Annotated in this window: 18 protein-coding genes; 4 read left to right on the top strand and 14 right to left on the bottom strand. The window is 69.3% G+C overall.

Annotation, left to right across the window (positions count from 1 at the left end):
• Positions 1 to 9: 9 nt before the first annotated feature.
• The 13 genes from ACIGEZ_RS12340 to ACIGEZ_RS12280 form a co-directional block, all read right to left on the bottom strand.
• Positions 10 to 942 (bottom strand): hypothetical protein, encoded by a 933-nt coding sequence (locus ACIGEZ_RS12340; protein WP_399829365.1) that lies wholly within the window; start codon positions 940 to 942, stop codon positions 10 to 12.
• Positions 943 to 1,145: 203 nt separating this feature from the next.
• Positions 1,146 to 2,228: an ABC transporter ATP-binding protein gene (locus ACIGEZ_RS12335; RefSeq protein WP_399829362.1), complete on the bottom strand. Its 1,083-nt coding sequence runs from the start codon at positions 2,226 to 2,228 to the stop codon at positions 1,146 to 1,148.
• Positions 2,221 to 3,204, bottom strand: coding sequence for an ABC transporter ATP-binding protein (locus tag ACIGEZ_RS12330; RefSeq protein ID WP_399829359.1), 984 nt, complete (start codon positions 3,202 to 3,204; stop codon positions 2,221 to 2,223). The genes ACIGEZ_RS12335 and ACIGEZ_RS12330 overlap by 8 nt, the downstream gene beginning before the upstream one ends.
• A 4-nt stretch (positions 3,205 to 3,208) precedes the next feature.
• Positions 3,209 to 4,225, bottom strand: a complete 1,017-nt coding sequence (locus ACIGEZ_RS12325) for an ABC transporter permease (RefSeq protein ID WP_399829356.1) — start codon at positions 4,223 to 4,225, stop codon at positions 3,209 to 3,211.
• Positions 4,218 to 5,141, bottom strand: coding sequence for an ABC transporter permease (locus tag ACIGEZ_RS12320; RefSeq protein ID WP_399829354.1), 924 nt, complete (start codon positions 5,139 to 5,141; stop codon positions 4,218 to 4,220). Before ACIGEZ_RS12320 ends, ACIGEZ_RS12325 begins: the two co-directional genes overlap by 8 nt.
• A gap of 76 nt (positions 5,142 to 5,217) precedes the next feature.
• Positions 5,218 to 6,843 carry an ABC transporter substrate-binding protein gene (locus tag ACIGEZ_RS12315; RefSeq protein WP_399829352.1) on the bottom strand — a complete coding sequence of 542 codons (1,626 nt, stop codon included), beginning with the start codon at positions 6,841 to 6,843 and terminating at the stop codon, positions 5,218 to 5,220.
• 168 nt (positions 6,844 to 7,011) lie between these two features.
• Entirely contained in the window at positions 7,012 to 8,118 is a 1,107-nt protein-coding gene (locus ACIGEZ_RS12310) for an ABC transporter ATP-binding protein (protein ID WP_399829350.1), read from the bottom strand.
• Positions 8,111 to 9,166 (bottom strand): ABC transporter ATP-binding protein, encoded by a 1,056-nt coding sequence (locus tag ACIGEZ_RS12305; protein WP_399829348.1) that lies wholly within the window; start codon positions 9,164 to 9,166, stop codon positions 8,111 to 8,113. The genes ACIGEZ_RS12310 and ACIGEZ_RS12305 overlap by 8 nt, the downstream gene beginning before the upstream one ends.
• Before the next feature lie 14 nt (positions 9,167 to 9,180).
• Positions 9,181 to 10,128, bottom strand: coding sequence for an ABC transporter permease (locus tag ACIGEZ_RS12300; RefSeq protein WP_399829346.1), 948 nt, complete (start codon positions 10,126 to 10,128; stop codon positions 9,181 to 9,183).
• Positions 10,121 to 11,053, bottom strand: a complete 933-nt coding sequence (locus ACIGEZ_RS12295) for an ABC transporter permease (protein WP_399829645.1) — start codon at positions 11,051 to 11,053, stop codon at positions 10,121 to 10,123. Before ACIGEZ_RS12295 ends, ACIGEZ_RS12300 begins: the two co-directional genes overlap by 8 nt.
• A 171-nt stretch (positions 11,054 to 11,224) precedes the next feature.
• Positions 11,225 to 12,862, bottom strand: a complete 1,638-nt coding sequence (locus tag ACIGEZ_RS12290) for an ABC transporter substrate-binding protein (RefSeq protein WP_399829344.1) — start codon at positions 12,860 to 12,862, stop codon at positions 11,225 to 11,227.
• Between the two features lie 449 nt (positions 12,863 to 13,311).
• On the bottom strand, positions 13,312 to 15,213 hold the full coding sequence (gene typA, locus ACIGEZ_RS12285) for a translational GTPase TypA (protein WP_399829342.1): 1,902 nt from the start codon (positions 15,211 to 15,213) through the stop codon (positions 13,312 to 13,314).
• Positions 15,214 to 15,496: 283 nt separating this feature from the next.
• Positions 15,497 to 17,947, bottom strand: a complete 2,451-nt coding sequence (locus ACIGEZ_RS12280; protein WP_399829340.1) for an ABC transporter family substrate-binding protein — start codon at positions 17,945 to 17,947, stop codon at positions 15,497 to 15,499.
• A gap of 263 nt (positions 17,948 to 18,210) precedes the next feature.
• On the opposite strand from ACIGEZ_RS12280, the gene ACIGEZ_RS12275 reads away from it, so the two are divergent.
• Genes ACIGEZ_RS12275 through ACIGEZ_RS12260 form a run of 4 tightly spaced genes read left to right on the top strand, consistent with a single transcriptional unit; the run spans position 18,211 to position 21,940 of the window.
• Positions 18,211 to 18,438 carry a hypothetical protein gene (locus tag ACIGEZ_RS12275; protein WP_399829338.1) on the top strand — a complete coding sequence of 76 codons (228 nt, stop codon included), beginning with the start codon at positions 18,211 to 18,213 and terminating at the stop codon, positions 18,436 to 18,438.
• Between the two features lie 16 nt (positions 18,439 to 18,454).
• Positions 18,455 to 19,276, top strand: a complete 822-nt coding sequence (locus tag ACIGEZ_RS12270) for a hypothetical protein (protein WP_399829336.1) — start codon at positions 18,455 to 18,457, stop codon at positions 19,274 to 19,276.
• A gap of 1 nt (position 19,277) precedes the next feature.
• Positions 19,278 to 21,173, top strand: coding sequence for a fumarate reductase/succinate dehydrogenase flavoprotein subunit (locus ACIGEZ_RS12265; RefSeq protein WP_399829334.1), 1,896 nt, complete (start codon positions 19,278 to 19,280; stop codon positions 21,171 to 21,173).
• A complete protein-coding gene (locus ACIGEZ_RS12260) occupies positions 21,170 to 21,940 on the top strand; it encodes a succinate dehydrogenase/fumarate reductase iron-sulfur subunit (RefSeq protein ID WP_399829332.1) in 771 nt (256 codons plus the stop codon). The genes ACIGEZ_RS12265 and ACIGEZ_RS12260 overlap by 4 nt, the downstream gene beginning before the upstream one ends.
• A 40-nt stretch (positions 21,941 to 21,980) precedes the next feature.
• On the opposite strand, the gene ACIGEZ_RS12255 is transcribed toward ACIGEZ_RS12260, so the two are convergent.
• The gene (locus ACIGEZ_RS12255) at positions 21,981 to 23,003 is read right to left on the bottom strand and encodes a hypothetical protein (protein ID WP_399829329.1); all 1,023 of its coding nucleotides are present in this window, start codon (positions 23,001 to 23,003) and stop codon (positions 21,981 to 21,983) included.
• Between the last annotated feature and the right edge of the window lie 58 nt (positions 23,004 to 23,061).

Here is a 23,061-nt window from a genome sequence, read left to right as displayed (position 1 = left end):
CCCGGCTGGTCACCAGCCGGGCGGCCGCTGTGCGGGTGGGGCCGGCGGCAGGGCGGCGGCCGGGCGGTACGGGAGGCGGCGCGGCTGCCCGGGCCGGGCGAGCAGCACCAGCACGGCGGTCCCGGCGAGGAGCGCGAACCCCGAGGTGAGGACGGCGAGGCGGGTGTCGGCCTCCAGGTCGGCGAAGTGGGACGGCCACTGGGCGCGTAACGCCGTCGCCGTGCCGCCGATGCCGTAGCCGGCGAGCAGCAGTCCGGCGAGCAGGCCGACCGGCCGGGCGTGGGTGGCTCGGGCGAGGGCGCTGCCGGCGGCGGTGAGCAGCAGCAGGGTGAGCACGGCGTTCAGCCAGCCGGGCGGGACGGCGAGGGCGGGCAGCAGCAGCGAGCGGCCGCCGGTGAACCGGTCGACGGTGAACTCGACCGGCAGCACGCGCGCCCAGTACACCTCCCAGGCCGCCCAGATCAGCGCGGCCACCGCGCACAGTGTCCCGGCGGCGACGGCGGGCCCGGTGCGCGGGCGGGTGGGCCCGCCGGCGTTGCCGGCGCCGTCGTCGCGGCGGCCGGCGGCGGCGGTGACGACGAGCGCGGTGGCGAGGGCGAGCGCGAGCAGGGTCGTGACGAGGGCGTCCACGCTCGCGGCCCACAGGCCGGGCAGCCGCAGTGCGAGCGTGGTCGCCCCGGTGGCGGCGAGCGCGGGCGCGGCCAGCGGGGAGCGCAGGGCGGCGAGGGCGGTGGCCGCGTAGGCGACGAGCAGCAGCAGGTCGACGAGCGAGGTCGCGGCCCGGCGACGGAGCAGGAAGGCGTGGTCCCCGGCCCAGTACCAGAGGAGTTCGGCGGGCGACCCGAAGGCGGCGAGGTCGCACAGCAGCCAGACGACGATGACGAGGGCGAGCGTGCCGCACAGGGCGGCGCCGGTGAGACGTGCTGTTCGTGTCACAGTCACGAGGCCGATACTCACGGTTGCGACGGGGCCGAAACAAGCGGTTCCGCATATGCGCGGAGCTTGTGCGTCAAGTCGGTTCGCGGGCGGCGGCCGACCGGGGTGACATGGCGCGCCCCGGCCGGCCTACGGCACCCGCACGGCCGTACGTCGGGGAGCCTGGCGTGTTCGTATATCGGATCCGATTCCTGTGAGTTGCCTGCGCGTTAAGGCGTATTGGATCCAATATCCGATCCGTTCTCGGGCCCGTTCTCCGGCCCGTTCTCCGGCGGCACCACCTGCTTCTCCTCCGCGAAGTGGCAGGCCGAGTCGTGCTTCGCCGGTGAGTCCGTGAGCCGGAAGACGGCCGGTACGGCGAGCAGCGGCACCTCCAGTTCGCAGCGTTCCTGGGCCTTCCAGCAGCGGGTGCGGAAGCGGCAGCCGGAGGGGATGTTGGCCGGGGAGGGCACGTCGCCGGAGAGGATGATCCGCTCGCGGTGCTCGCGCGCCTCGGGGTCCGGCACCGGCACAGCGGAGAGCAGGGCCTGGGTGTAGGGGTGGGTGGGGTGGTCGTAGATCTCGGCATCGGTGCCGATCTCCACGATCCGCCCGAGGTACATGACCCCGACCCGGTCGGAGATGTGCCGCACGATCGACAGGTCGTGGGCGATGAAGACGTACGACAGCCGGAACTCGTCCTGGAGCCGCTCCAGGAGGTTGACGACCTGGGCCTGGACGGAGACGTCGAGGGCGGAGACGGGCTCGTCGGCGACGATGATCTCGGGCTGGAGGGCGAGGCCGCGGGCGATGCCGATGCGCTGCCGCTGGCCGCCGGAGAACTGGTGCGGATAGCGGTTGATGTACTCGGGGTTGAGGCCGACGACGTCGAGCAGGTCCTGGACCTTGCGCCGCCGGTCGCCCTTGGGCGCGACCTCGGGGTGGATCTCGTACGGCTCGCCGATGATGTCGCCGACCGTCATGCGCGGGTTGAGCGAGGTGTACGGGTCCTGGAAGACCATCTGGATGTTGCGGCGGACGGCCTTGAGCGCCCTCGGGGAGAGCGTGGTGAGGTCCTCGCCCTTGTACGAGATGGTGCCGGCGGTCGGCTTCTCCAGGCTGACCAGCATCTTCGCCACGGTCGACTTGCCGCAGCCGGACTCGCCGACGATGCCGAGCGTCTCGCCGGCGGCGAGGTCGAAGTCGACACCGTCGACCGCCTTGACCGCGCCCACGTGCTTCTTGAAGAGGATGCCCCGGGTCAGCGGATAGTGCTTGACCAGGTCGCGGACCTGGAGAATCGCCTCAGCCATGGAGGCACTCCTTCCAGAAGTGGCAGGCGCTCGTGCGCGGTACGGGCGATTCGGTGACGTCGTACAGCGGCGGCACGTCGGTGCGGCACACGTCCTGGGCGAGCGGGCAGCGCGGGTTGAAGGCGCAGCCGGGCGGGATGGCGAGCAGGTTGGGCGGCAGGCCCTTGATGGCGTAGAGCTCCTGGCCCTTCTGGTCGAGGCGGGGGATGGAGTCGAGCAGGCCGCGCGTATAGGGGTGGGCGGGGGCCTTGTAGATCTCGTGGACGGGGGCCTGTTCGACGATCCGGCCCGCGTACATGACGGCGATCTTGTCGGCGACGTCGGCGACCACACCGAGGTCGTGGGTGATGAGGATGAGGCCCATGTTGAGCTCGCGCTGGAGCTCGGCGAGCAGGTCCATGACCTGGGCCTGGACGGTGACGTCGAGGGCGGTGGTGGGCTCGTCGGCGATGATCAGCTCGGGTTCGAGGGCGAGCGCCATCGCGATCATGATGCGCTGGCGCATGCCGCCGGAGAACTGGTGGGGGTACTGCCCGACGCGTTCCTTGGCGGCGGGGATGCGGACCCGGTCCATCAGCTCGACGGCCTTGGCCTTGGCGTCCTTGCGCGACATCCCGCGGTGCACCTGGAACATCTCGCCGAGCTGGTCGCCGACGCTGATGACGGGGTTGAGGGAGGACAGCGCGTCCTGGAAGATCATCGCCATCTTGGCGCCGCGGATCTTCCGGCGTTCCTCCTCCTTGAGTTTCAGCAGGTCCTGGCCCTGGAAGAGGATCTCGCCGCCGGTGATCCTGCCGGGGGGCACGTCGAGGATGCCCATGACGGCCTGGGCGGTGACGGACTTGCCGGAGCCGGACTCGCCGAGCACGGCCAGGGTCTCCCCCGCGTCGACGGAGTAGTCGACGCCGTTGACGGCCTTGGCGACTCCGTCGCGGGTGTGGAACTCCACGTGCAGGTCGCGCACTTCGAGCAGCATGGCCCTACCTCAGCTTGGGGTCGAGGGCGTCGCGCACGGCGTCGCCGAGCATGATGAAGGCGAGCACGGTGATCGCGAGCGCGCCGGCCGGCCAGAGCAGCATGTGCGGGGCGTTGCGGATGTACTGCGAGGCCGAGGAGATGTCGATGCCCCAGGACACGGTGGGCGGCTTGAGGCCGACGCCGAGGTACGACAGGGTCGCCTCCAGGGCGATGTAGGTGCCGAGCGCGATGGTCGCGACGACGATCACGGGGGCGATCGCGTTGGGCGCGATGTGGCGCAGCAGCATCCGGGAGTTGGAGGCGCCGAGCGCCCGGGCCGCCTGGACGTAGTCGTTCTGTTTGGCGGTGATGACGGAGCCGCGGGCGATGCGGGAGAGCTGTGGCCAGCCGAGCAGCACCATGAAGCCGATGACGGGCCAGACGGTGGCGCTGGTGACCACGGACAGGAGCACGAGGCCGCCGAGGACGACGGGGATGGCGAAGAAGACGTCGGTGATCCGGGACAGGACGCCGTCCCAGCCGCCGCCGAAGAAGCCGGCGAGTCCGCCGAGGATGCTGCCGAGGACGGCGACGCCGAGGGTGGCGAGGACGCCGACGGTGACGGAGGTCCGGGCGCCGTAGACGGTGCGGGTGTAGACGTCGCAGCCCTGGCCGTTGAAGCCGAAGGGGTGGCCGGGCTGGGAGCCTTCCTGGGCCTTGGACAGGTCGCAGTCGAGGGGGTCTCCGGAGGCGATGAGCGAGGGCCAGATGGAGATGACGACCAGGAAGAGGATGACCAGCCCGGAGACGATGAAGACCGGGTTGCGGCGCAGGTCGTGCCAGGCGTCGGACCACAGGGAGCGGGCCTTGCGTTCGGGGCCGCTGCCCACGGGTTCGTTGGTGGTGGCCGCGGGCGTCGGTTCCAGTGTCTCGCCCTCGGCGGTGGCGAGGTCGGAGGCTCCGCCGGCGCCGGTGGGGGCGATGGCGCGGCCCTCCCCGTACGACTCAAGCGGCTCGGGCGGCTCGGGCAGCTCAGGCATAGCGGATCCTCGGGTCAAGGACGGCGTACAGGAGGTCGACCAGCAGGTTGGCCAGGAGGAACACCAGGACGAGGACGGTCACGAAGCCGACCACGGTCTGGGTGTTCTGGCGGACGATGCCCTGGTAGAGCTGGTAGCCGACGCCGTGGATGTTGAAGATCCGCTCGGTGACGATGGCGCCGCCCATGAGCGCGCCGATGTCGGCTCCGATGAAGGTGACCACGGGGATCAGGCTGTTGCGGAGCAGGTGCCGGGTGATGACCCGGCGGCGCGGCAGGCCCTTGGCGACGGCGGTGCGGACGTAGTCGGCGCGCTTGTTCTCGGCGATCGAGGTCCGGGTGAGCCGGGTGACGTAGGCGAGGGAGACCGAGGCGAGGACCAGGCCGGGGACGATGAGTTCGTCGAAGGGCGCCTCGGGTGAGACGGCCGGTTTGATCCAGCCCCACTTCACGCCGAGGAGCAGCTGGATCAGCAGGCCGGTGACGAAGGTGGGGACGGACAGGACCACCAGGGTCAGGAGCAGCACGGTGGTGTCGACGGGGCGGCCGCGGCGCAGGCCGGTGACGACGCCGAGGCTGATGCCGATGACGATCTCGAAGATGATCGCGATGATGGTGAGGCGGATGGTGACGGGGAAGGCGCTGGCCATCAGCTCGGTGACGGGCTGGCCGTTGAAGGCGGTGCCGAAGTCGCCGGTGAAGAGGTTGCCCATGTAGATCAGGTATTGCTGCCAGACGGGCTTGTCGAGGCCGAACTCCTTCTGCAGCTGGGCGGCGGTCGCCGGGTCGCACTGGCGGTCGCCGCACAGGCCGGCGATGGGGTCGCCCATCACGTTGACCATCAGGAAGATCAGCAGGGTGGCGCCGATGAACACCGGGATCATCTGCAGCAGACGCCGGATCACATATCGACCCATGGGTGGCTCCAGGGGGTGTGGGGAAGGCGTACGGCCCGGCGTGGGGGAACGCCGGGCCGTGCGCCGCCGGCCTGCGTCAGCTGACCTTGATCTGGTCGTAGACGGGCACGCTGAACGGGTTGAGCGTCACGTTGGAGACGCGCTCGGAGTAGCCCGCGCTGCCGTTCTGGTACCAGAGCGGGATGGCCCCCATGTCGTCGCGGAGGACTTCCTCGGCCTGCTGGAAGGTCTGGACGGCCTTGGCGATGTCGGTCTCGGCGTTGGCCTGGTTGACCAGTTTGTCGAACTGCGGGTTGCTCCACTTGCCGTCGTTGGACGAGGCGTTGGTGTAGTACAGCGGCTGAAGGAAGTTCTGGATGAGCGGGTAGTCCATCTGCCAGCCGGCGCGGAAGGGGCCCTTCATCTTCTGGGTGCTGACCTGGCCGCGGAAGTCGGCGAAGGTGCCGACCGGGTTGCCGACGCAGGCCTTGTTGTCGCCGAGCGCGTTGTTGATGGAGTTGCAGACGGCGTCCACCCATTCCTTGTGGGAGCCGGTGTCGGCGTTGTACGAGATCGTCATCGTGCCGCCGGGGATGCCGCCGCCCTCGGCGACGAGCTTCTTGGCCTCGGCCGCGTCGTACTTGCAGAAGGATCCGCAGACGTCCTTGAAGCCGCCCGACTCGCCGAGGACCGGGGAGGTCCAGTCCTGCGCGGGGGTGCGGGTCTTCTGGAAGATCGTCTCGGTGATCTGCTCACGGTTGATGGCCATGGACAGGCCCTGGCGGAGCTTGGCGCCGTTGGGGGTGTTCCAGGCCGGGTCGTAGAACGGGAAGCCGAGGGTCTGGATGATGCCGGCCGGGGTGTTGATGTACCGGTCGCCGAGGTCGGCGGAGACGTTCTTGAGCTGCGAGGCGGGCACGTCGTCGACGAGGTCGAGGTTGCCGGCCGTCAGGTCGGTGTAGGCGGTGTTGTTGTCGGTGTAGACCTTGAGGGTGATGCCGCCGTTCTGGGCCTTGTCCGCGCCGGGGTAGCCGTCCCAGCGCTTGAGCTGCATCTGGGAGCCCTTGGAGTAGGAGTCGATGGTGTACGGACCGTTGCCGATGGGCTTGGACAGCCAGCCGGCGTGGTCGTCGAAGAAGGCCTTGGGGAGCGGGGCGAAGGCCACGTAGCCGAGGGTGCCGGGGAAGGTCGAGAACTTCTGGCTGAGCTTGACCGTGAAGGTCTGGCCGTCGACGACCTTGAGGCCCGACATGGTCGCGGCGGTCGGCGCGCCCTTCTCGGGGTGGACCTGGTCGTAGCCCTCGATGGCGCCGAAGAAGGAGGCGTTCTTCTGGTTGTTCTTGAGGTGGGCGCCGTAGTTCCAGGCGTCGACGAAGGACTTGGCGGTGACCGGCTCTCCGTTGGAGAAGGTCCAGCCGGCCTTGACCGCGATGGTGAAGTTGGTCGAGTCGGTGGTCGTGATCTTCTCGGCGAGCAGGTTCTTGGCCGCGCCGGTCTTCGGGTCGTACTGCACGAGATTACGGAAGATCATGGACAGGACCTTGCCGCCCTGGACCTCGTTGGTGTTCGCCGGTTCCAGCGGGTTCTGGGGATCGCCCCACGAGGAGGTCACGACGCCGTCCGCGCCCCCGCCGCCACTGTCGCCGCCTCCGCCGCAGGCGGTCGCCGCGAGGGCGACGGCGGTGGCCAGAGCGGCCCACTTGGCGAGCGTGGCTCCGCGCATGGAGTGCCTCCCGAATGTCCTCAGTCTGACTTAGGCCCCAATATCACCCGATATTGACGGGAGTGCACTTTTACGGCGTCCGGATGAACGGGCGCGGAGGCCACCCGGGAAACGCAAGGACCCCCGACACCCTTGCGGGGTGCCGGGGGCCCGTACGGGCACGACGGATCAGACGGCGAGCACCGACTTCTCCTCGGCGAAGTGGCACGCGGACTCGTGCGCGGCCGGGGTGTCCTGACCATGGAAGCGCTCCGGGATCGCGAGCAGCGGCACCTCGGTGGCGCACTTGTCCTGCGCCTTCCAGCAGCGGGTGCGGAAGCGGCAGCCCGACGGCGGGTTGGCCGGCGAGGGCACGTCACCGGTGAGGATGATCCGCTCGCGGTGCGCGCGGGCCTCCGGGTCCGGCACCGGCACCGCGGAGAGCAGCGCCTGGGTGTACGGGTGGGTCGGGTGCTCGTAGATCTGGGTGTCCGTGCCGATCTCGGCCATCTTGCCCAGGTACATCACGCCGACGCGGTCCGAGATGTGCCGGACGATCGACAGGTCGTGCGCGATGAAGATGTAGGAGAGGTTGAACTCGTCCTGCAGCTTCTCCATCAGGTTGATGACCTGTGCCTGGACGGAGACGTCCAGGGCGGAGACCGGCTCGTCGCAGATGATGATCTCCGGGTTGAGCGCGAGGCCGCGGGCGATGCCGATGCGCTGGCGCTGACCGCCGGAGAACTGGTGCGGGTAGCGGTTGATGTACTCGGGGTTCAGACCGACGACGTCGAGCAGGTCCTGCACCTTGCGGCGCCGGTCGCCCTTCGGGGCCACCTCGGGGTGGATGTCGTAGGTCTCGCCGATGATGTCGCCGACCGTCATGCGCGGGTTCAGCGAGGTGTACGGGTCCTGGAACACCATCTGGATGTTGCGGCGGACGGCCTTGAGGGCACGCCCGGACAGCCGGGTGATGTCCTGGCCCTTGTAGAAGACCTCGCCCGCGGTGGCGCGCTCCAGGTTCATCAGGAGCTTGGCGACGGTGGACTTGCCACAGCCGGACTCGCCCACGATGCCGAGGGTCTCGCCCTGGTAGAGGTCGAAGGAGACCCCGTCCACGGCCTTGACCGCACCGACCTGCTTCTTGAACAGGATGCCCTGGGTGAGCGGGAAGTGCTTCTTCAGGTTGCGGACCTGGAGGATCGCCTCGCCGCGCTCGGCGGGCGCCTCGATGGCGGCTACGGCCTCCGCCTCGGACACGGCCCCGGCCTCATCGTTCTTGCTGAGGTCAGCCATGGATCGTCTCCTTCCAGAAGTGGCAGGCGCTCTTGCGGCCCGGCAGATCGGCGCCGTCCTGCTCGGTGACCGGCATGAGCGCCGGGATCTCCGTACGGCAGATGTCGTCGGCCTTGGGGCAGCGCGGGTTGAAGGCGCAGCCGGTGGGCACGCGGAGCAGGTTGGGCGGCAGGCCCTTGATCGCGTAGAGCTCCTGGCCCTTCTGGTCCAGGCGCGGGATCGAGTCCAGCAGACCGCGGGTGTACGGGTGGGCCGGGCGCTTGTACAGCTCGTGCACCGGCGCCTGCTCCACGATGCGGCCGGCGTACATGACCGCGATCTTGTCCGCGACGTCGGCGACGACGCCGAGGTCGTGGGTGATCAGGATCAGGCCCATGTTGTACTCGCGCTGGAGCTCGGCGAGGAGGTCCATGACCTGGGCCTGGACGGTCACGTCGAGCGCCGTGGTGGGCTCGTCCGCGATGATCAGGTCCGGCTCGAGGGCGAGCGCCATGGCGATCATGATGCGCTGGCGCATACCGCCGGAGAACTGGTGGGGGTAGTCCGAGACCCGGGCCGCGGCGGCGGGGATCTTGACCTTGTCCATCAGCTCGATGGCCTTGGCCTTGGCGTCCTTCTTGGACAGGCCGTGGTGCACCCGGAACATCTCGCCGAGCTGGTAGCCGACGCTGAGGACCGGGTTGAGGGAGGACAGCGCGTCCTGGAAGATCATGGCGATCTTCCGGCCGCGGATCTTCCGGCGCTCCTCGTTGGACATCTTGAGCATGTCCTGGCCGCGGAAGAGGATCTCGCCCTGCGGGATCTTGCCGGGCGGCATGTCGAGGATGCCCATGATGGCCTGGGCGGTGACGGACTTGCCGGAGCCGGACTCGCCGAGCACGGCGAGCGTCTCACCGGCGTCGACCGAGTAGTTGACGCCGTTGACTGCCTTGGCCACACCGTCACGGGTGTGGAACTCGACGTGCAGGTCGCGGACTTCGAGCAGCGGACCGGTGTGGTCGCCGTCGCGCGGGGCGGGGACCGTCGCGGTGTTTTCGATGGTGGTCACTTGGTACGCCCTCCTCAGCGCAGCTTCGGGTCGAGGGCGTTGCGGACCGCTTCGCCGAGCATGATGAACGCCAGGACGGTGATGCTCAGCATGATCGACGGCCAGAGCAGGATGTGCGGAGCAACGCGGATCTGGTCCACGGCGGTGGAGACGTCGACGCCCCAGGACACGGTCGGGGCGGCGAGGCCGAGACCGAGGTACGACAGGGTCGCCTCGGCCGAGATGTAGCCGCCGAGCGAGATGGTGGCGACGACGATCAGCGGGGCCATGGCGTTCGGCAGGATGTGCCGGAACAGGATGCGCGCGGTGCCGGCGCCGAGGGCGGTGGCGGCGTGCACGTAGTCGGCCTGCTTGACCGTGATGACGGCGCCGCGCATGACGCGGGCCATCTGGGTCCAGCCGAGGAAGGCCAGTGCGCCGACGACGACCCAGACGGTGCGCTCGGTGAACGACTGGAGCACGACCATGGCGCCGAGCAGGAACGGGATGCCGAAGAAGATGTCGGTGACCCGGGAGAGCACCGCGTCGAGGACACCGCCGAAGTAGCCGGCCAGCATGCCGACGAGGCCGCCGAGGACGGTGACGATCAGGGTCACGCAGACGCCGACGATGATCGAGGCACGGGTGCCGTAGATCAGGCGGGCGTACACCGAGCGGCCCTGGCCGTCGTAGCCGAGCCACTCGGCCGAGCCGATGTGGCCCAGCTCCGGCTTGCCGAGGAAGTGCTTCACCAGGTCGCCCGCGGTCGGCGAGGCGCTGGTGAACAGGGACGGGAGGGCGGAGATCAGCACGAGGAAGAAGATCAGCACCGCGGAGACGATGAAGTACGGGTTGCGGCGCAGGTCCGACCAGGCGTCGCCCCAGAGGCTGCGGGCCTTCTCGGCCTTCGGCTGGGGTGCGTCGACCGAGGGGGTGACGACGGCGCCCTCGGCTACGGCCGCGGTCTTGGTCACGTCAGGCATAACGGATCCTCGGGTCCAGGACCGCGTACAGCAGGTCGATGAGCAGGCTGGTGACGAGGTAGACGATCACCAGGATGGTGACGAGGCCGACCAGGGTCGTGCCCTCGCGACGGGAGATCGACTCGGCGATCAGACCGCCGACGCCCTTGATGTTGAAGATCTTCTCGGTGACGACCGCACCGCCCATGAGGGCGCCGATGTCGGTGCCGAGGAAGGTGACGACCGGGATCATCGAGTTGCGCATCAGGTGGACACCGATGACGCGGCGCTTCGGCAGACCCTTGGCGACGGCCGTGCGCATGTAGTCGGCGCGCAGGTTCTCCGCCATGGTGGTCCGGGTCAGTCGCGCCACGTAGGCGAGGGACAGACCGCCGAGCACGATGGCCGGGGCGATCAGTTCGTCCCAGTTCTGCTCGGTGGAGACGTTCGGCGCGATCCAGCCCAGGTTGAACGCGAACTGCATCTTGATCAGGAAGCCGAGCACGAAGACCGGGATCGAGATGATCAGCAGCGTGAAGATCAGGATGGCGTTGTCGGCGAGACGCCCGGCCCGCAGGCCGGCGATGATGCCGAGGCCGATGCCGAAGATCAGCTCGAACGTGAAGGCCAGGAAGGCCAGCTGGAGCGTGATGGGGAAGGCTTCGCCCAGCACCTCGGTGACCGGTCGGCCGTTGCGGATCTGGTTGCCGAAGTCCAGGTGCAGGATCATGTCCCGCATGTAGACGAAGTACTGCTCAGGCAGCGACTTGTCCAGCCCCAGTTCATGGCGCTTGGCGGCGAGGGTCGCGGGATCCGCGCCCTTGTCACCGAACATCGCCAGCACGGGGTCACCGGGCAGGCTGTGAACCATGAGGAAGATCAGCAGGGTTGTCCCGAGAAAGACCGGGATCATCTGGAGCAGTCGTCGTGCGACATAGCGCCCCATCATGCCTCCGTTGAGATGTGACGGCCGCAGCCGACGGGCCCTCCCGCGACAGCATGCCCAGATCCGGGCATGCCGATGTCGTGGAAGGGCCCCCCGGCCACTGCGTAAGGCGCCGTGACGGGGCTGACGGATCGTCAGCCCCGCGACGGCTTGCGGACTACGCTTGGGTGGTTACTTCTTGACCTCGACGCCGGTCAGGATCGGGTCACCGTCCTGGCCGTACGCGACGCCGGAGACCTTCTCCGAGAAGCCCGCGTTGACCTTGTAGTACCAGAGCGGGATCGACGGCATGTAGTTGACCAGGTCCTTCTCGATGGCCTGGTACGCCTTGACCGACTCGTCGAGCGTCTTGGCCGAGTCGGCGGCCGCGATCTTGGCGTCCAGCTCCTTGTTGGAGAAGTCGCCCTGGTTGCCGCCCGCACCCGTACGGAACAGGTCCGAGATGAAGTTGGCGTTCACCGGGTAGTCGAGCACCCAGCCGGAGCGGTACAGGGACTTGACCTGCTTCGTCTTACGAGCGGTCAGGTCGGCCTGGAAGTCCGGCTTGCCGTCGCCGACGCACTGGACGCCGGTGGACTGCTGGATGGAGTTGCAGACAGCCTCCACCCACTCCTTGTGACCGCCGTCCGCGTTGTACTGGATGGAGATCTTGTTGTTCGGGACACCGCCGCCGGCCTTGATGAGCTCCTTGGCCTTGGCCGGGTCGAACTTGGTGACGTCGACCGCGTTCGGCTGGTAGCCGAGAACGCCCTTGGCGACCCAGCCGGTCGCCGGCTCACGCGTACCGTTCAGCACCGTCTTGGTGATGGTGGCACGGTCGATCGCCATCGACAGACCCTGGATGACCTTCGGGTCGATCTGCTTCGGCTTCTTCCACTGGTCGGCGTAGAAGGCGACGGCGATGGTCTGGATCGCGGAGTACGCCTGGTCCACGGCGCGGTCGCCGAGGTCCGTGCGGTAGACCGGGAGGTCCTTCGGGGCGATCTGACGCAGAACGTCGACGTTGCCCGACTTCAGGTCCTCGTACGCGGCCTCGAGGGTGGTGTAGTTCTTGAAGACCACACCGCCGTTCTTCGCCTTGTTCGGGCCCTTGTAGCCGTCGAAGCGGGTGATCTCGATCTGCTTCTTGTGGTCCCAGCTCTTGAACTTGTAGGGACCGTTGCCGACCGGCTTCTCGCCGCCGGCCTTCGGGTCCTTGTAGAAGGACTCCGGAAGCGGGGCGAACACGATGTAGGCGAGCTTGTGAGCGAAGTACGGAACCGCGCTGTTGAGCTCGATCGTGAAGGTGTTGTCGTCGACGACCTTCAGACCGTCGAGCTTGTCCGAGGTGGGCTTGGCGCCCTCGGCCTCGGGGTGGACCTTGTCGAAGCCCTTGATGTCCGCGAACCAGGACGCGAGGCCCTGCGCGTTCTTGACGTTGGCGTTCCAGTTCCACGCGTCCACGAAGGACTTGGACGTCACCGGGGTGCCGTCGTGGAAGGTCCAGCCCGGCTTGAGCTTGACGGTCCAGGTCTTCGAGTCCGTCGTGGTGACCGACTCGGCGTTGATCATCTCCAGGGAGCCGTCGGCCTTGTAGTCGACCAGGGTCGAGAACAGACCGGCCATGACCGCGGAGCCGTTGGACTCCATCGTGTCACCGGTGAGCAGAGGCTTCTCCGGCTCACCAAGCTCGATGGAGAAGATGCCGTTCGGGTCGACAGCGCCCGAGGCATCCTTGCCCTCGCCGCTCTTACCCCCGCCACAGGCGGTCGCTGCCAGGGCGACGACGATCGCGCCCGCTACCCACTTGGCGCTCTTGGCACCGCGCATGGGTTCCTCCTCATGAGTCCACTTGTCACTACAAGAGGGGCACTTCCGAGTTCTGCCGACACCCCTGACGGCGTTGCACTCAAGTGCCCCGAGTGTGCTCGTGAGTCGGCACTCCCCACAGTGCGTGACCCATTGACCCGAGCTCAATGGAGCCAACTATTAAGTACGTCCGGGCCGTAAACCACACTTAAGTGGTCTCGTTTTGACAACATCGCCAAGGCCTCGAAGACCGAAATCCGGACAAAGCGAGCACAGACAGACAGCGACGAAACGGACCGTTAACACACGTTCCGGAGAGCGACGACCGATATCCGGACGCCTGGCTTGCGTAATGAACTTGACGAAACGTTGAAGAAGGGCCCGGCCCCCCGCACCAGTGTGCGGGGGGCCGGGCCCTGAATGTGAGCTTCCGCTCAGCGCGTCGCCGAGGGGCGGCCGCGCGTCGCGTGTCAGCCGTTCTTCGCGCGCGAGGCGGAGCGGCCGCGCTCCTTCTGGTCCAGGACGACCTTGCGGATACGCACGGCCTCCGGGGTCACCTCGACGCACTCGTCGTCGCGGCAGAACTCCAGGGACTGCTCAAGGGAGAGCTTGCGCGGCGGGACGATCGCCTCGAAGGAGTCGGCCGAGGAGGAGCGCATGTTGGTGAGCTTCTTCTCCTTGGTGATGTTCACGTCCATGTCGTCGGAGCGCGAGTTCTCGCCGACGATCATGCCCTCGTACACCTCGGTGCCGGGGTCGGTGAACAGGACACCGCGCTCCTGGAGGTTGGTCATCGCGAAGGCGGTGACCGCGCCGGCGCGGTCGGCGACCAGCGAACCGTTGTTACGGGTCGTCAGCGTGCCGAACCACGGCTCGTGACCCTCGTGGATCGAGTGGGCGATGCCCGTACCGCGGGTGTTGGTCAGGAACTCGGTACGGAAGCCGATGAGGCCACGGGACGGAACGACGAACTCCATGCGGACCCAGCCGGAGCCGTGGTTCGACATGTTGTCCATGCGGCCCTTGCGGATGCCCATGAGCTGCGTGACCGCGCCCATGTGCTCCTCGGGCACGTCGACCGTGAGGCGCTCGACGGGCTCGTGGATCTTGCCGTCGACCTCCTTCGTGACGACCTGCGGCTTGCCGATGGTCAGCTCGAAGCCCTCGCGGCGCATCTGCTCGACCAGGATGGCGAGCGCGAGCTCACCACGGCCCTGGACCTCCCAGGCGTCGGGACGCTCGGTGTCGAGGACGCGGAGCGAGACGTTGCCGACGAGCTCGCGGTCCAGGCGGTCCTTGACCTGGCGGGCGGTGACCTTGCGGTCCTTGACCGCGGACTTCGCGTCCGCGCCCTTGCCCGTGCCACCGCGGCCGACGAGCGGCGAGGTGTTCGTGCCGATGGTCATGGAGATGGCCGGCTGGTCGACCGTGATCAGCGGCAGCGCGATCGGGTTCTCCGGGTCGGCCAGGGTCTCGCCGATCATGATGTCGGGGATACCGGCGACGGCGCAGATGTCACCGGGGCCGGCGACCTCGGCCGGCTTGCGGGTGAGCGCCTCGGTCATCATCAGCTCGGTGATGCGGACGTTGGAGATCGAGCCGTCCCGCTTGATCCACGCGACCGTCTGGCCCTTGCGCAGCTCGCCCTGCTCGACACGGAGCAGCGCGATACGGCCGAGGAAGTTGTCGGCGTCGAGGTTGGTGACGTGGGCCTGCAGCGGCGCGTCCTCGTCGTAGGCCGGGGCCGGGACGTGCTCGAGGATGGTGGAGAAGAACGGCTCCAGGCTGTCGCTGTCGGCCGGGACGGTGCCGTCCTCCGGCTTGGTCAGCGAGGCGATGCCGTCACGGCCGCAGGCGTAGACGATCGGGAACTCGATCTGGTCCTCGTCCGCGTCCAGGTCGAGGAAGAGGTCGTAGGTCTCGTTGACGACCTCGTCGATCCGGGAGTCCGGACGGTCGGTCTTGTTGATGCAGAGGATGACGGGCATCCGGGCCTGGAGGGCCTTGCGGAGCACGAAGCGGGTCTGCGGCAGCGGACCCTCGGAGGCGTCCACCAGCAGGACGACCGCGTCGACCATCGACAGACCGCGCTCGACCTCGCCACCGAAGTCGGCGTGGCCGGGGGTGTCGATGATGTTGATCGTGATCGGGGCCCCGCCGTCCTTGGGGTGATACTTCACCGCCGTGTTCTTGGCGAGGATCGTGATGCCCTTCTCACGCTCCAGGTCGTTCGAGTCCATCATGCGGTCGTCGAGCTGCTGGTGGGCGGCGAAGGCACCGGCCTGCTTGAGCATGGCGTCGACGATGGTCGTCTTGCCATGGTCGACGTGGGCGACGATGGCGACGTTACGGATGTCGTGGCGCGTGGGCATGGGTGCTTGCGCTTCTCTCGGATCGTGGGATGCGGCGTCAGTTCCTCTTACGCCCGCCGGGCGGACGCGCCACGGCTATGTCCTATGGTACGGGGCTGCCGTGCAAGGGGCTTCCCCGGATGGATCCGAGAGGGTCTACTGGGAGGTTTCAGGGTGTGGGGAAGGTCATGCGGCCGGGTCAAGGGGCCGACGTGATCCTGCCCGCCGGCGGGGCCGGCGGGCAAGGAAATTGAGCTGGTTCTGAGCTTGCGACTTGGAGTTTCGGCTACTTTCGGGTAATGGGCTACCTTCTGGCGTTCTTCTGGGCGCCCCCGGCGGGCTCGGGCTTCTTGTAGCCGATGTCCTGGTAGCGCGGGGCGGCGAAGCCCCAGGCGCCGGCGTTCACCACGTCGGCCTTGGCGGCCACCAGCTGGGGGCGCTGGTAGAGGGGGATGGATCCGGCCGCGGCCCAGATCCGGGCGTCGGCCTGGCGGACCAGGTCGCGGGACTCCTCCTCGTCGAGGGTGGCCACCGCCTCGTCGAAGAGCTGGTCGATCCGGTCGGTGCCGACCCGGGCGTAGTTCTGCTCGACCAGGAGCGAGCCGTCGGAGGCCGGCTCGGGCTTGGCGTAGATCGGCCGGGCGTCGGTCGCCGGGTAGGCGGTGGCTGGCCAGGAGTAGAGGGCCAGGTCGTAGTCGCCGGAGGCGACGTGGTCCTTGAAGAAGCTCTCGTCGGAGACCTTGGTGACCTCGGTACGGATGCCGACGGCGTCGAGCATCCGGACGATCCTGTCGCCGACCGCCCTCAGCGACTCGGAGCCCGGCCCCGAGGGCAGGACGAAGCGGAGGCTGAGCGCCTTGCCGTCCTTGCCGAGCCCCTGCGCGGCCGCCGCGTCCGCGGCGGCGGGGGCGGGGGCGGCGGTGCCCCGGGGGGCGTAGGCGCCGGCCACACCCTTGGCCTCGGCGCCGGAACCGGCGTTGGGCTCGGTCTTGGTCTCGGCCTTGGGCTCGGTCCTGGGCTCCGCCCTGCCGACCGCGGTGCCGGTGTCCAGGGCCGCCGCCTGGCGGAGCAGGGCCGCGCCCTGGAAGGCGGCGACGGGGGCCGGGGCGAGGATGTTGGTGCCGTTCTCGGGGCCGCCGGCACCGATCAGGGGTGCGGCCGGGCGGTCGCCGGGCTTGTCGTCGCCGACGATGTAGAGGCCGTCGTCGGAGGCGGCGTCGGCCTCCTCCTTGTCGGCGGCCTTCTCGTCGGCGCCGTCCTTGGCGGCCTTCTCCTGTGCCTTCTTCGTCCCGGCGTCCTTGGCGGCCTTCTTCTCCGCCTCGCTGCCCGCCTTCGTCCCGGCCGCCGGCTTCTTCAGCGCCCCGCCCGGCACCCAGCCCGCGTCGGCGAGGAGCGCCCTGGCCTCCGTGGTGTCCTGGCCGCCGAGCGCGTCGCTGCTGTCGGCGTAGGCGGCCTGCCCGGCGAGGGCCAGGTGGCTGCCGGGAGGCTTGGCCGGCAGGCCGAGCGGCTTGAGCACGGTCTCGGCGAGCTCCTGGCGGTTGATCGCGCGGGCCACCGCCCGGCGTACCCGCTCGTCGGCGAGCGGGCCGGACTCCCCGTTGAGCGACAGCTGGGTGTACGCGGGCTCCAGGGACTTGCGGACGACGAAGCGGGCCAGCGCGCTCTGCTCCATCACGTACCGGGCGACCGCCTGCTGGTTCTGCCGGCGTGCGGCCATGACCTCGGCGGCCTTGCCTTCGTCGGAGCCGTACGCGAGGGCCCAGGACTTCAGGGCGGAGGCGGGGGTGATCCCGGCGCCGGGGCCGTGGGCGAGGGCCTGCGCCCCGCTCCGGCCGGCCCGGGCGTCCCGTACCGCGAGCGCGATGCGGTCGGCGGTGGACCGGTCGATCTCGGCCAGATCGAGCGTGCCGGCGGCGAGCGCGGTGGCCCGTTCGGTGCGGGGGACGGCCTTGAGGATCAGGCTGTCGAGCTTGGCGGTCTGGCCCCACCAGCGCGGGTTGCGGGTGAGGGTGATGTCGCCGGTCTTGCGGTCGATGGTCTTCAGGAGGAACGGTCCTGCGGTGGCCTTCAGGCCGGCGCGCGCCCCGTCGTTGAAGGCGTTGGGGCTGCCCATCACGTCCTTCGGGTAGAGCGGGCTGAAGAGCGAGCGCCAGTCGGCGTACGGCTTGCCGAAGGTGACCCGGACCTCCAGGTCGTTCTTGCCGCGCTCGATCTTCTCGATCCGCTCGTAGCCGGAGTTGCGGGCGGTCCAGTACGCGGTGTCCCGGCCGCTCAGCGCCCGCCACTGGGCGACGAAGTCCGCCGCGCCGATCTCGCGGCCGTCGCTCCAGACGGCCTGCTGGTTGAGCTTGTAGAGGACGACCTGCTTGGGCTCGGTCTCGACGACCTGGGCGGATTCCAGGTAGTCCGGGTTGAGCTGCGGCCGGCCACGGCCGTCGAGGGTGTAGAGGGTGGGGAGGACCGCCCCGGCGATCCGGGCGGTGGCGCCGTCGGCGTCGGCCTGGAAGACGTTGAGCGTGGTGGGCAGCGCGTCGACGGCCCAGCGCAGGGTCCCTCCGTCGGCGACCCGGTCGCGTGCGGTCGGCGCGTTGTCCTGGGCGGCGGTGGGCGGCTCGTCGCCGCTGTCGCCGGAGCTGCATCCGGCCAGTACGGACAGGGTGAGCACCGCGCTGCCGAGCGTGGCGACGGAGCGGAGCGTGCGGGAGCGGGGGCTCCTGGAGCATGTCCTCCCGCGAGGGGCGCCGACCTGGGACATGACTTGTACCCCTTCGTCCAGTTTCCTGCCATTTGGAGATGATCACACCTATTGCTCATACACTGAAAAGGACGGAGCGGATCCGGTGACGGCGACACGGCGGCACGACCGGGAAACCCCACCCGTGCGGCCCAATCGCCGGGCGTCGGGGCGCTCCGGACGAGTGGAATCACGTGCACACGGCTTCACAAGCGGGATGTGACGCGCCACACTCTCAGGCGCGTGCTCGCCAACCACCCGCACTCCCGGAAGTGAGGGCAACCATGTCCGTTCAGGACGATCTGGCGGCCGTCAAGCGCTGCCTGGAAGACCTGGTCCGCACGGTCGGACAGCTGGAACGCAGCATCACGGCCGAGCGCGGCGCAGCCCAGGCACCACCCGCGGGCCGCCCCGAGAACCTCGTGACCATCCCCGACACCCCGTACGACAGCGGGCTGTGGACGGACTCCGACGACGAGGGCCTGGGAGCACGCGACCGCCACGCGCCGTAGAGCCGAGGAGGCCCTGTTGGCTACAGGTACCGAACCCCCCGGAACGGCGACGGGGGTGCGCTCCCCGGGGCGCGCCTCCGTCGCCGCCCGTCATCTGCGCACGGACCGCTGGTGGCTGGCTCCCGCCGTCACCGCGGCCGGACTGCTCGCCTTCGTCGCGTACTCGACCTGGCGGGCCTTCGCGAACGCCGACTACTACGCCGCCCCCTATGTGTCGCCGTTCTACTCGCCGTGCCTGGCGGAGAACTGCGTCCCCATGCGCGGCGGCCCCAACTGGGAGATCTTCGGCAGCTGGTGGGGCCTCTCGCCCGCGCTGCTGATCCTGATCTTCCCGCTCGGATTCCGGCTGACCTGCTACTACTACCGCAAGGCGTACTACCGGGGCTTCTGGGCCTCTCCCCCGGCCTGCGCGGTCGCCGAACCCCACCGCGCGTACAGCGGCGAGACCCGCTTCCCGCTGATCCTGCAGAACGTCCACCGGTACTTCTTCTACCTGGCCGTGCCCGTCGCCGCCGTCCTCACGTACGACACCGCGCTGACCTTCCGCGACTCCTCCTACGCCTGGGGGCACGCGGGGCTCGGGACGGTGATCTTCCTCCTCAACATCGTCCTCATCTGGGCGTACACCCTCTCCTGCCACTCCTGCCGGCACGTCGTCGGCGGCCGGCTGCGGCACTTCTCGAAGCACCCCGTCCGCTACCGGCTGTGGACCTGGGTGGGGCGGCTGAACCGCCGTCACATGCAGCTCGCCTGGGCGTCGCTGATCAGCGTCGCCGTCTGCGACCTGTACGTGTACCTCCTGGCCACCGGCGCCTTCGACGACCCGAGGTTGTTCTGAGATGACTCCTGTGGAGCGACAGCAGTGGGACGTGATCGTGGTCGGCGCCGGCGGCGCCGGGCTGCGGGCGGCGATCGAGGCGCGGCGCAAGGGCGCCCGTACCGCCGTGATCTGCAAGTCCCTGTTCGGCAAGGCCCATACCGTGATGGCCGAGGGCGGCATCGCCGCCTCCATGGCCAACGCCAATCCGCACGACACCTGGCAGGTCCACTTCCGCGACACCATGCGCGGCGGCAAGTTCCTCAACCAGTGGCGGATGGCCGAACTCCACGCCCAGGAGGCGCCCGACCGGGTGTGGGAGCTGGAGACCTGGGGCGCGCTCTTCGACCGTACGCCCGACGGGCGGATCTCCCAGCGCAACTTCGGCGGCCACGAGTACCCGCGGCTCGCGCACGTCGGCGACCGCACCGGCCTCGAACTGATCCGCACCCTCCAGCAGAAGATCGTCTCCCTCCAGCAGGAGGACTTCACGGAGACCGGGGACTACGAGAGCCGGCTGAAGGTCTTCCAGGAGTGCACCGTCACCCGTGTCCTGACGCACGGCCCGGGCGGCCGGGTCGGCGGCGTCTTCTGTTACGAGCGCGAGAGCGGCCGTTTCTTCGTCCTGGAGGCGCCCGCGGTGGTCCTCGCGACCGGCGGGATCGGCAAGTCCTTCAAGGTGACGTCCAACTCCTGGGAGTACACCGGCGACGGGCACGCGCTCGCCCTGCTCGCGGGGGCGCCGCTGGTCAACATGGAGTTCGTGCAGTTCCATCCGACCGGGATGGTCTGGCCGCCGTCGGTGAAGGGGATCCTCGTCACCGAGTCGGTGCGCGGCGACGGCGGGGTGCTCAGGAACTCCGAGGGCCGGCGCTTCATGTTCGACTACGTCCCCGAGGTCTTCAAGGAGAAGTACGCGCAGTCGGAGGAGGAGGGCGACCGCTGGTACGAGGACCCGGACAACAACCGCCGCCCGCCCGAGCTGCTGCCGCGCGACGAGGTCGCCCGGGCCATCAACGCCGAGGTCAAGGCGGGGCGCGGCTCCCCGCACGGCGGGGTCTTCCTCGACGTGTCGACCCGGATGCCGGCGGAGGTGATCCGGCGCCGGCTGCCGTCGATGTACCACCAGTTCAAGGAGCTGGCGGACGTCGACATCACGGCCGAGGCGATGGAGGTGGGTCCGACCTGCCACTACGTGATGGGCGGTGTCGCCGTCGAGTCGGAGACGGCCGCCACGGTCGGCGTGCCCGGCCTGTTCGCGGCCGGCGAGGTCGCGGGCGGCATGCACGGCTCCAACCGGCTCGGTGGCAACTCCCTGTCCGACCTCCTGGTGTTCGGGCGGCGGGCGGGACTGCACGCGGCGGAGTACGCGGCGGAGATCGGATCCAATATTTCGGATCCTGGATCCGGTCTCCTGGACGAGGAGGCGGTGGCGGCCGCGCAGGCGGAGGCCCTGGCCCCGTTCGACGGCGGCGGGGAGAACCCGTACGCGCTCCACCAGGAGCTCCAGCAGACGATGAACGACCTCGTCGGGATCATCCGGCGGGAGAGCGAGATGGCCGAGGCGCTGGAGCGGATCGCGGAGCTGAGCGCGCGGGCGCAGCACATCGCCGTCGAGGGGCACCGGCAGTTCAACCCCGGCTGGCACCTCGCGCTCGACCTGCGGAACATGCTGCTCGTCAGCGAGTGCGTGGCACGGGCGGCCCTGGAACGCACCGAGAGCCGGGGCGGGCACACCCGGGAGGACTATCCGGCGATGGACCGCGCCTGGCGGCCGGTGAACCTGCTGTGCCGGGCGGTGGACCGTCGTATCGCCCTGGAGCGGGTGCCCACCGAACCGATCAGGGCGGATCTGCTCGCGCTCTTCGAGAAGGAGGAGCTGGCCAAGTACCTGTCCGCAGAGGAGCTGGACGCATGAGTACGTACGACGCCCGCTTCCGGATCTGGCGGGGCGACACCGACGGCGGCGGCCTGGTCGACTACACGGTGGAGGTGCACGACGGCGAGGTCGTGCTCGACATCGTCCACCGCCTCCAGGCCACCCAGGCACCGGACCTGGCCGTGCGCTGGAACTGCAAGGCCGGCAAGTGCGGCTCCTGCTCGGCCGAGATCAACGGCCGGCCGCGACTGCTGTGCATGACCCGGATGTCGGTCTTCGGGCGGGACGAGACCGTCACGGTGACGCCCATGCGGGCCTTCCCCGTGGTGCGGGACCTGGTGACGGACGTGTCCTTCAACTATGCGAAGGCGCGGGAGATCCCGGCCTTCGTCCCGCCGGCCGGGCTCGCGGCCGGCGAGTACCGGATGCGGCAGGAGGACGTCGACCGCTCGCAGGAGTTCCGCAAGTGCATCGAGTGCTTCCTGTGCCAGAACACCTGCCATGTGGTCCGCGACCACGAGGAGAACAAGGCCGTCTTCGCCGGACCGCGCTTCCTCATGCGGATCGCCGAGCTCGACATGCACCCGCTCGACGCGGCGGAGGAGACGGGCCTGGACCGCCGGCGCACCGCGCAGGACGAGCACGGGCTGGGCTACTGCAACATCACCAAGTGCTGCACGGAGGTGTGCCCGGAGGACATCAGGATCACGGACAACGCGCTGATCCCCATGAAGGAGCGGGTCGTGGACCGGAAGTTCGACCCGGTGGTGTGGCTGGGCGACAAGATCCGGCGAAGGGGGGCGTGAGCGGGTGGCGGCGGGCCCGCCGTCCCCGGGCTGACGGCGGTCAGCGCCAGCCCGCCCGGTAGGCCGCCCAGTCGCCCTCCTGCGCGGCGAAGTCGACGTACAGCGCGAGACCGAACCGCTCGCGGCCGGGGTCCGTGCGCCCGAGGCCGAGCCGGGCGCCGCGCACCGCGGCCGTGACGGTCTCGGCCGACTCGTGGTGGCCGAGGTCGTCCTCGTGGAAGAAGGGCAGCCCCATGAGGAGGTCCGTCCCTTCGGGGGTGACCTCCAGGGCGAGGCTGGTCTGCTGGGCGACGTAGCCGCCGTACATGCCCTCCAGCGGCATCCAGGTGTCGTACGACATGACGGCGATCTGGTCGACCCGGCGGGCGACCTGGCCGAAGAACTCCTGCGACCACCACTTCTCGCTGCTGCCGGTGAGCCCGCCCAGCACGGTGTGCGCGGCCGGGAGCGGGTCGATCTGGTGGGCGGCGACCGACAGGGGCGCCTTGCGGGCCCTCGTCAGCTCGCCGAGGTCGTCGAGGAGGGACAGGTAGTTCCGGTCGTCGGAGTGCAGCGGCTCCAGGTCGAAGTGGACGCCGTCGAAACCGGCGTCCAGGATCTGCCGGGCCGAGGTCACGACGGCCGCCCGGGAGCGCGCGTTCTCCAGACGCAGCCCGTCGGGGCCCTCGCCGGCGAGGACGTCGCCCAGCCAGGCGTGGACCCGTATGCCGGGCATGGTGCGGTGGACGGCGCCGACCAGCCAGGCCGCTCGGGGGTACCGGTCGGCGGGCAGGGTGCCGTCGTGCTCGAGCGGTCCGGCGTGGACGTACAGGTCGCGTATGCCCGTGTCCTTGATCCGGCGCGCGAACGCGGTCAGGTCGGCGTCCTTCTTCCGCCCGTCGACCCAGGCGTGGCCGAGCCAGATGGCGTCCTTGCCGCGGCTCTTGGTGCCGTCGCGCAGGTCGCCGGTGTAGTTCAGGCGCAGGGCGACGCCGCAGGCGAGCACCGGCACGACGAGCAGGAGGACGAGCCCCAGGGCGAACCAGCGCCCCTTGCGCCACAGGCCCTTCCAGCGTGCGTTCACCCATGCCCCCCGAGGTCGTCATCTCACCTGCGCCACCGTAGCGGCGGCTACTGACAGT

Origin of the sequence: Streptomyces sp. NPDC085481 (genome assembly GCF_044541845.1) — a bacterium.
Lineage (GTDB): Bacteria > Actinomycetota > Actinomycetes > Streptomycetales > Streptomycetaceae > Streptomyces.
Note: the sequence above shows the minus strand (reverse complement) of the source record. Positions and strands in the feature narration are given on the sequence as shown.

Bases quoted from the DNA above. Each gene is read 5' to 3' on its own strand.
- ACIGEZ_RS12335 (WP_399829362.1), bottom strand. From the start codon at position 2,228: ATGGCTGAGGCGATTCTCCAGGTCCGCGACCTGGTCAAGCACTATCCG.
- ACIGEZ_RS12330 (WP_399829359.1), bottom strand. From the start codon at position 3,204: ATGCTGCTCGAAGTGCGCGACCTGCACGTGGAGTTCCACACCCGCGAC.
- ACIGEZ_RS12325 (WP_399829356.1), bottom strand. From the start codon at position 4,225: ATGCCTGAGCTGCCCGAGCCGCCCGAGCCGCTTGAGTCGTACGGGGAG.
- ACIGEZ_RS12320 (WP_399829354.1), bottom strand. From the start codon at position 5,141: ATGGGTCGATATGTGATCCGGCGTCTGCTGCAGATGATCCCGGTGTTC.
- ACIGEZ_RS12315 (WP_399829352.1), bottom strand. From the start codon at position 6,843: ATGCGCGGAGCCACGCTCGCCAAGTGGGCCGCTCTGGCCACCGCCGTC.
- ACIGEZ_RS12310 (WP_399829350.1), bottom strand. From the start codon at position 8,118: ATGGCTGACCTCAGCAAGAACGATGAGGCCGGGGCCGTGTCCGAGGCG.
- ACIGEZ_RS12300 (WP_399829346.1), bottom strand. From the start codon at position 10,128: ATGCCTGACGTGACCAAGACCGCGGCCGTAGCCGAGGGCGCCGTCGTC.
- ACIGEZ_RS12295 (WP_399829645.1), bottom strand. From the start codon at position 11,053: ATGGGGCGCTATGTCGCACGACGACTGCTCCAGATGATCCCGGTCTTT.
- ACIGEZ_RS12290 (WP_399829344.1), bottom strand. From the start codon at position 12,862: ATGCGCGGTGCCAAGAGCGCCAAGTGGGTAGCGGGCGCGATCGTCGTC.
- typA (WP_399829342.1), bottom strand. From the start codon at position 15,213: ATGCCCACGCGCCACGACATCCGTAACGTCGCCATCGTCGCCCACGTC.
- ACIGEZ_RS12280 (WP_399829340.1), bottom strand. From the start codon at position 17,947: ATGTCCCAGGTCGGCGCCCCTCGCGGGAGGACATGCTCCAGGAGCCCC.
- ACIGEZ_RS12275 (WP_399829338.1), top strand. From the start codon at position 18,211: ATGTCCGTTCAGGACGATCTGGCGGCCGTCAAGCGCTGCCTGGAAGAC.
- ACIGEZ_RS12265 (WP_399829334.1), top strand. From the start codon at position 19,278: ATGACTCCTGTGGAGCGACAGCAGTGGGACGTGATCGTGGTCGGCGCC.
- ACIGEZ_RS12260 (WP_399829332.1), top strand. From the start codon at position 21,170: ATGAGTACGTACGACGCCCGCTTCCGGATCTGGCGGGGCGACACCGAC.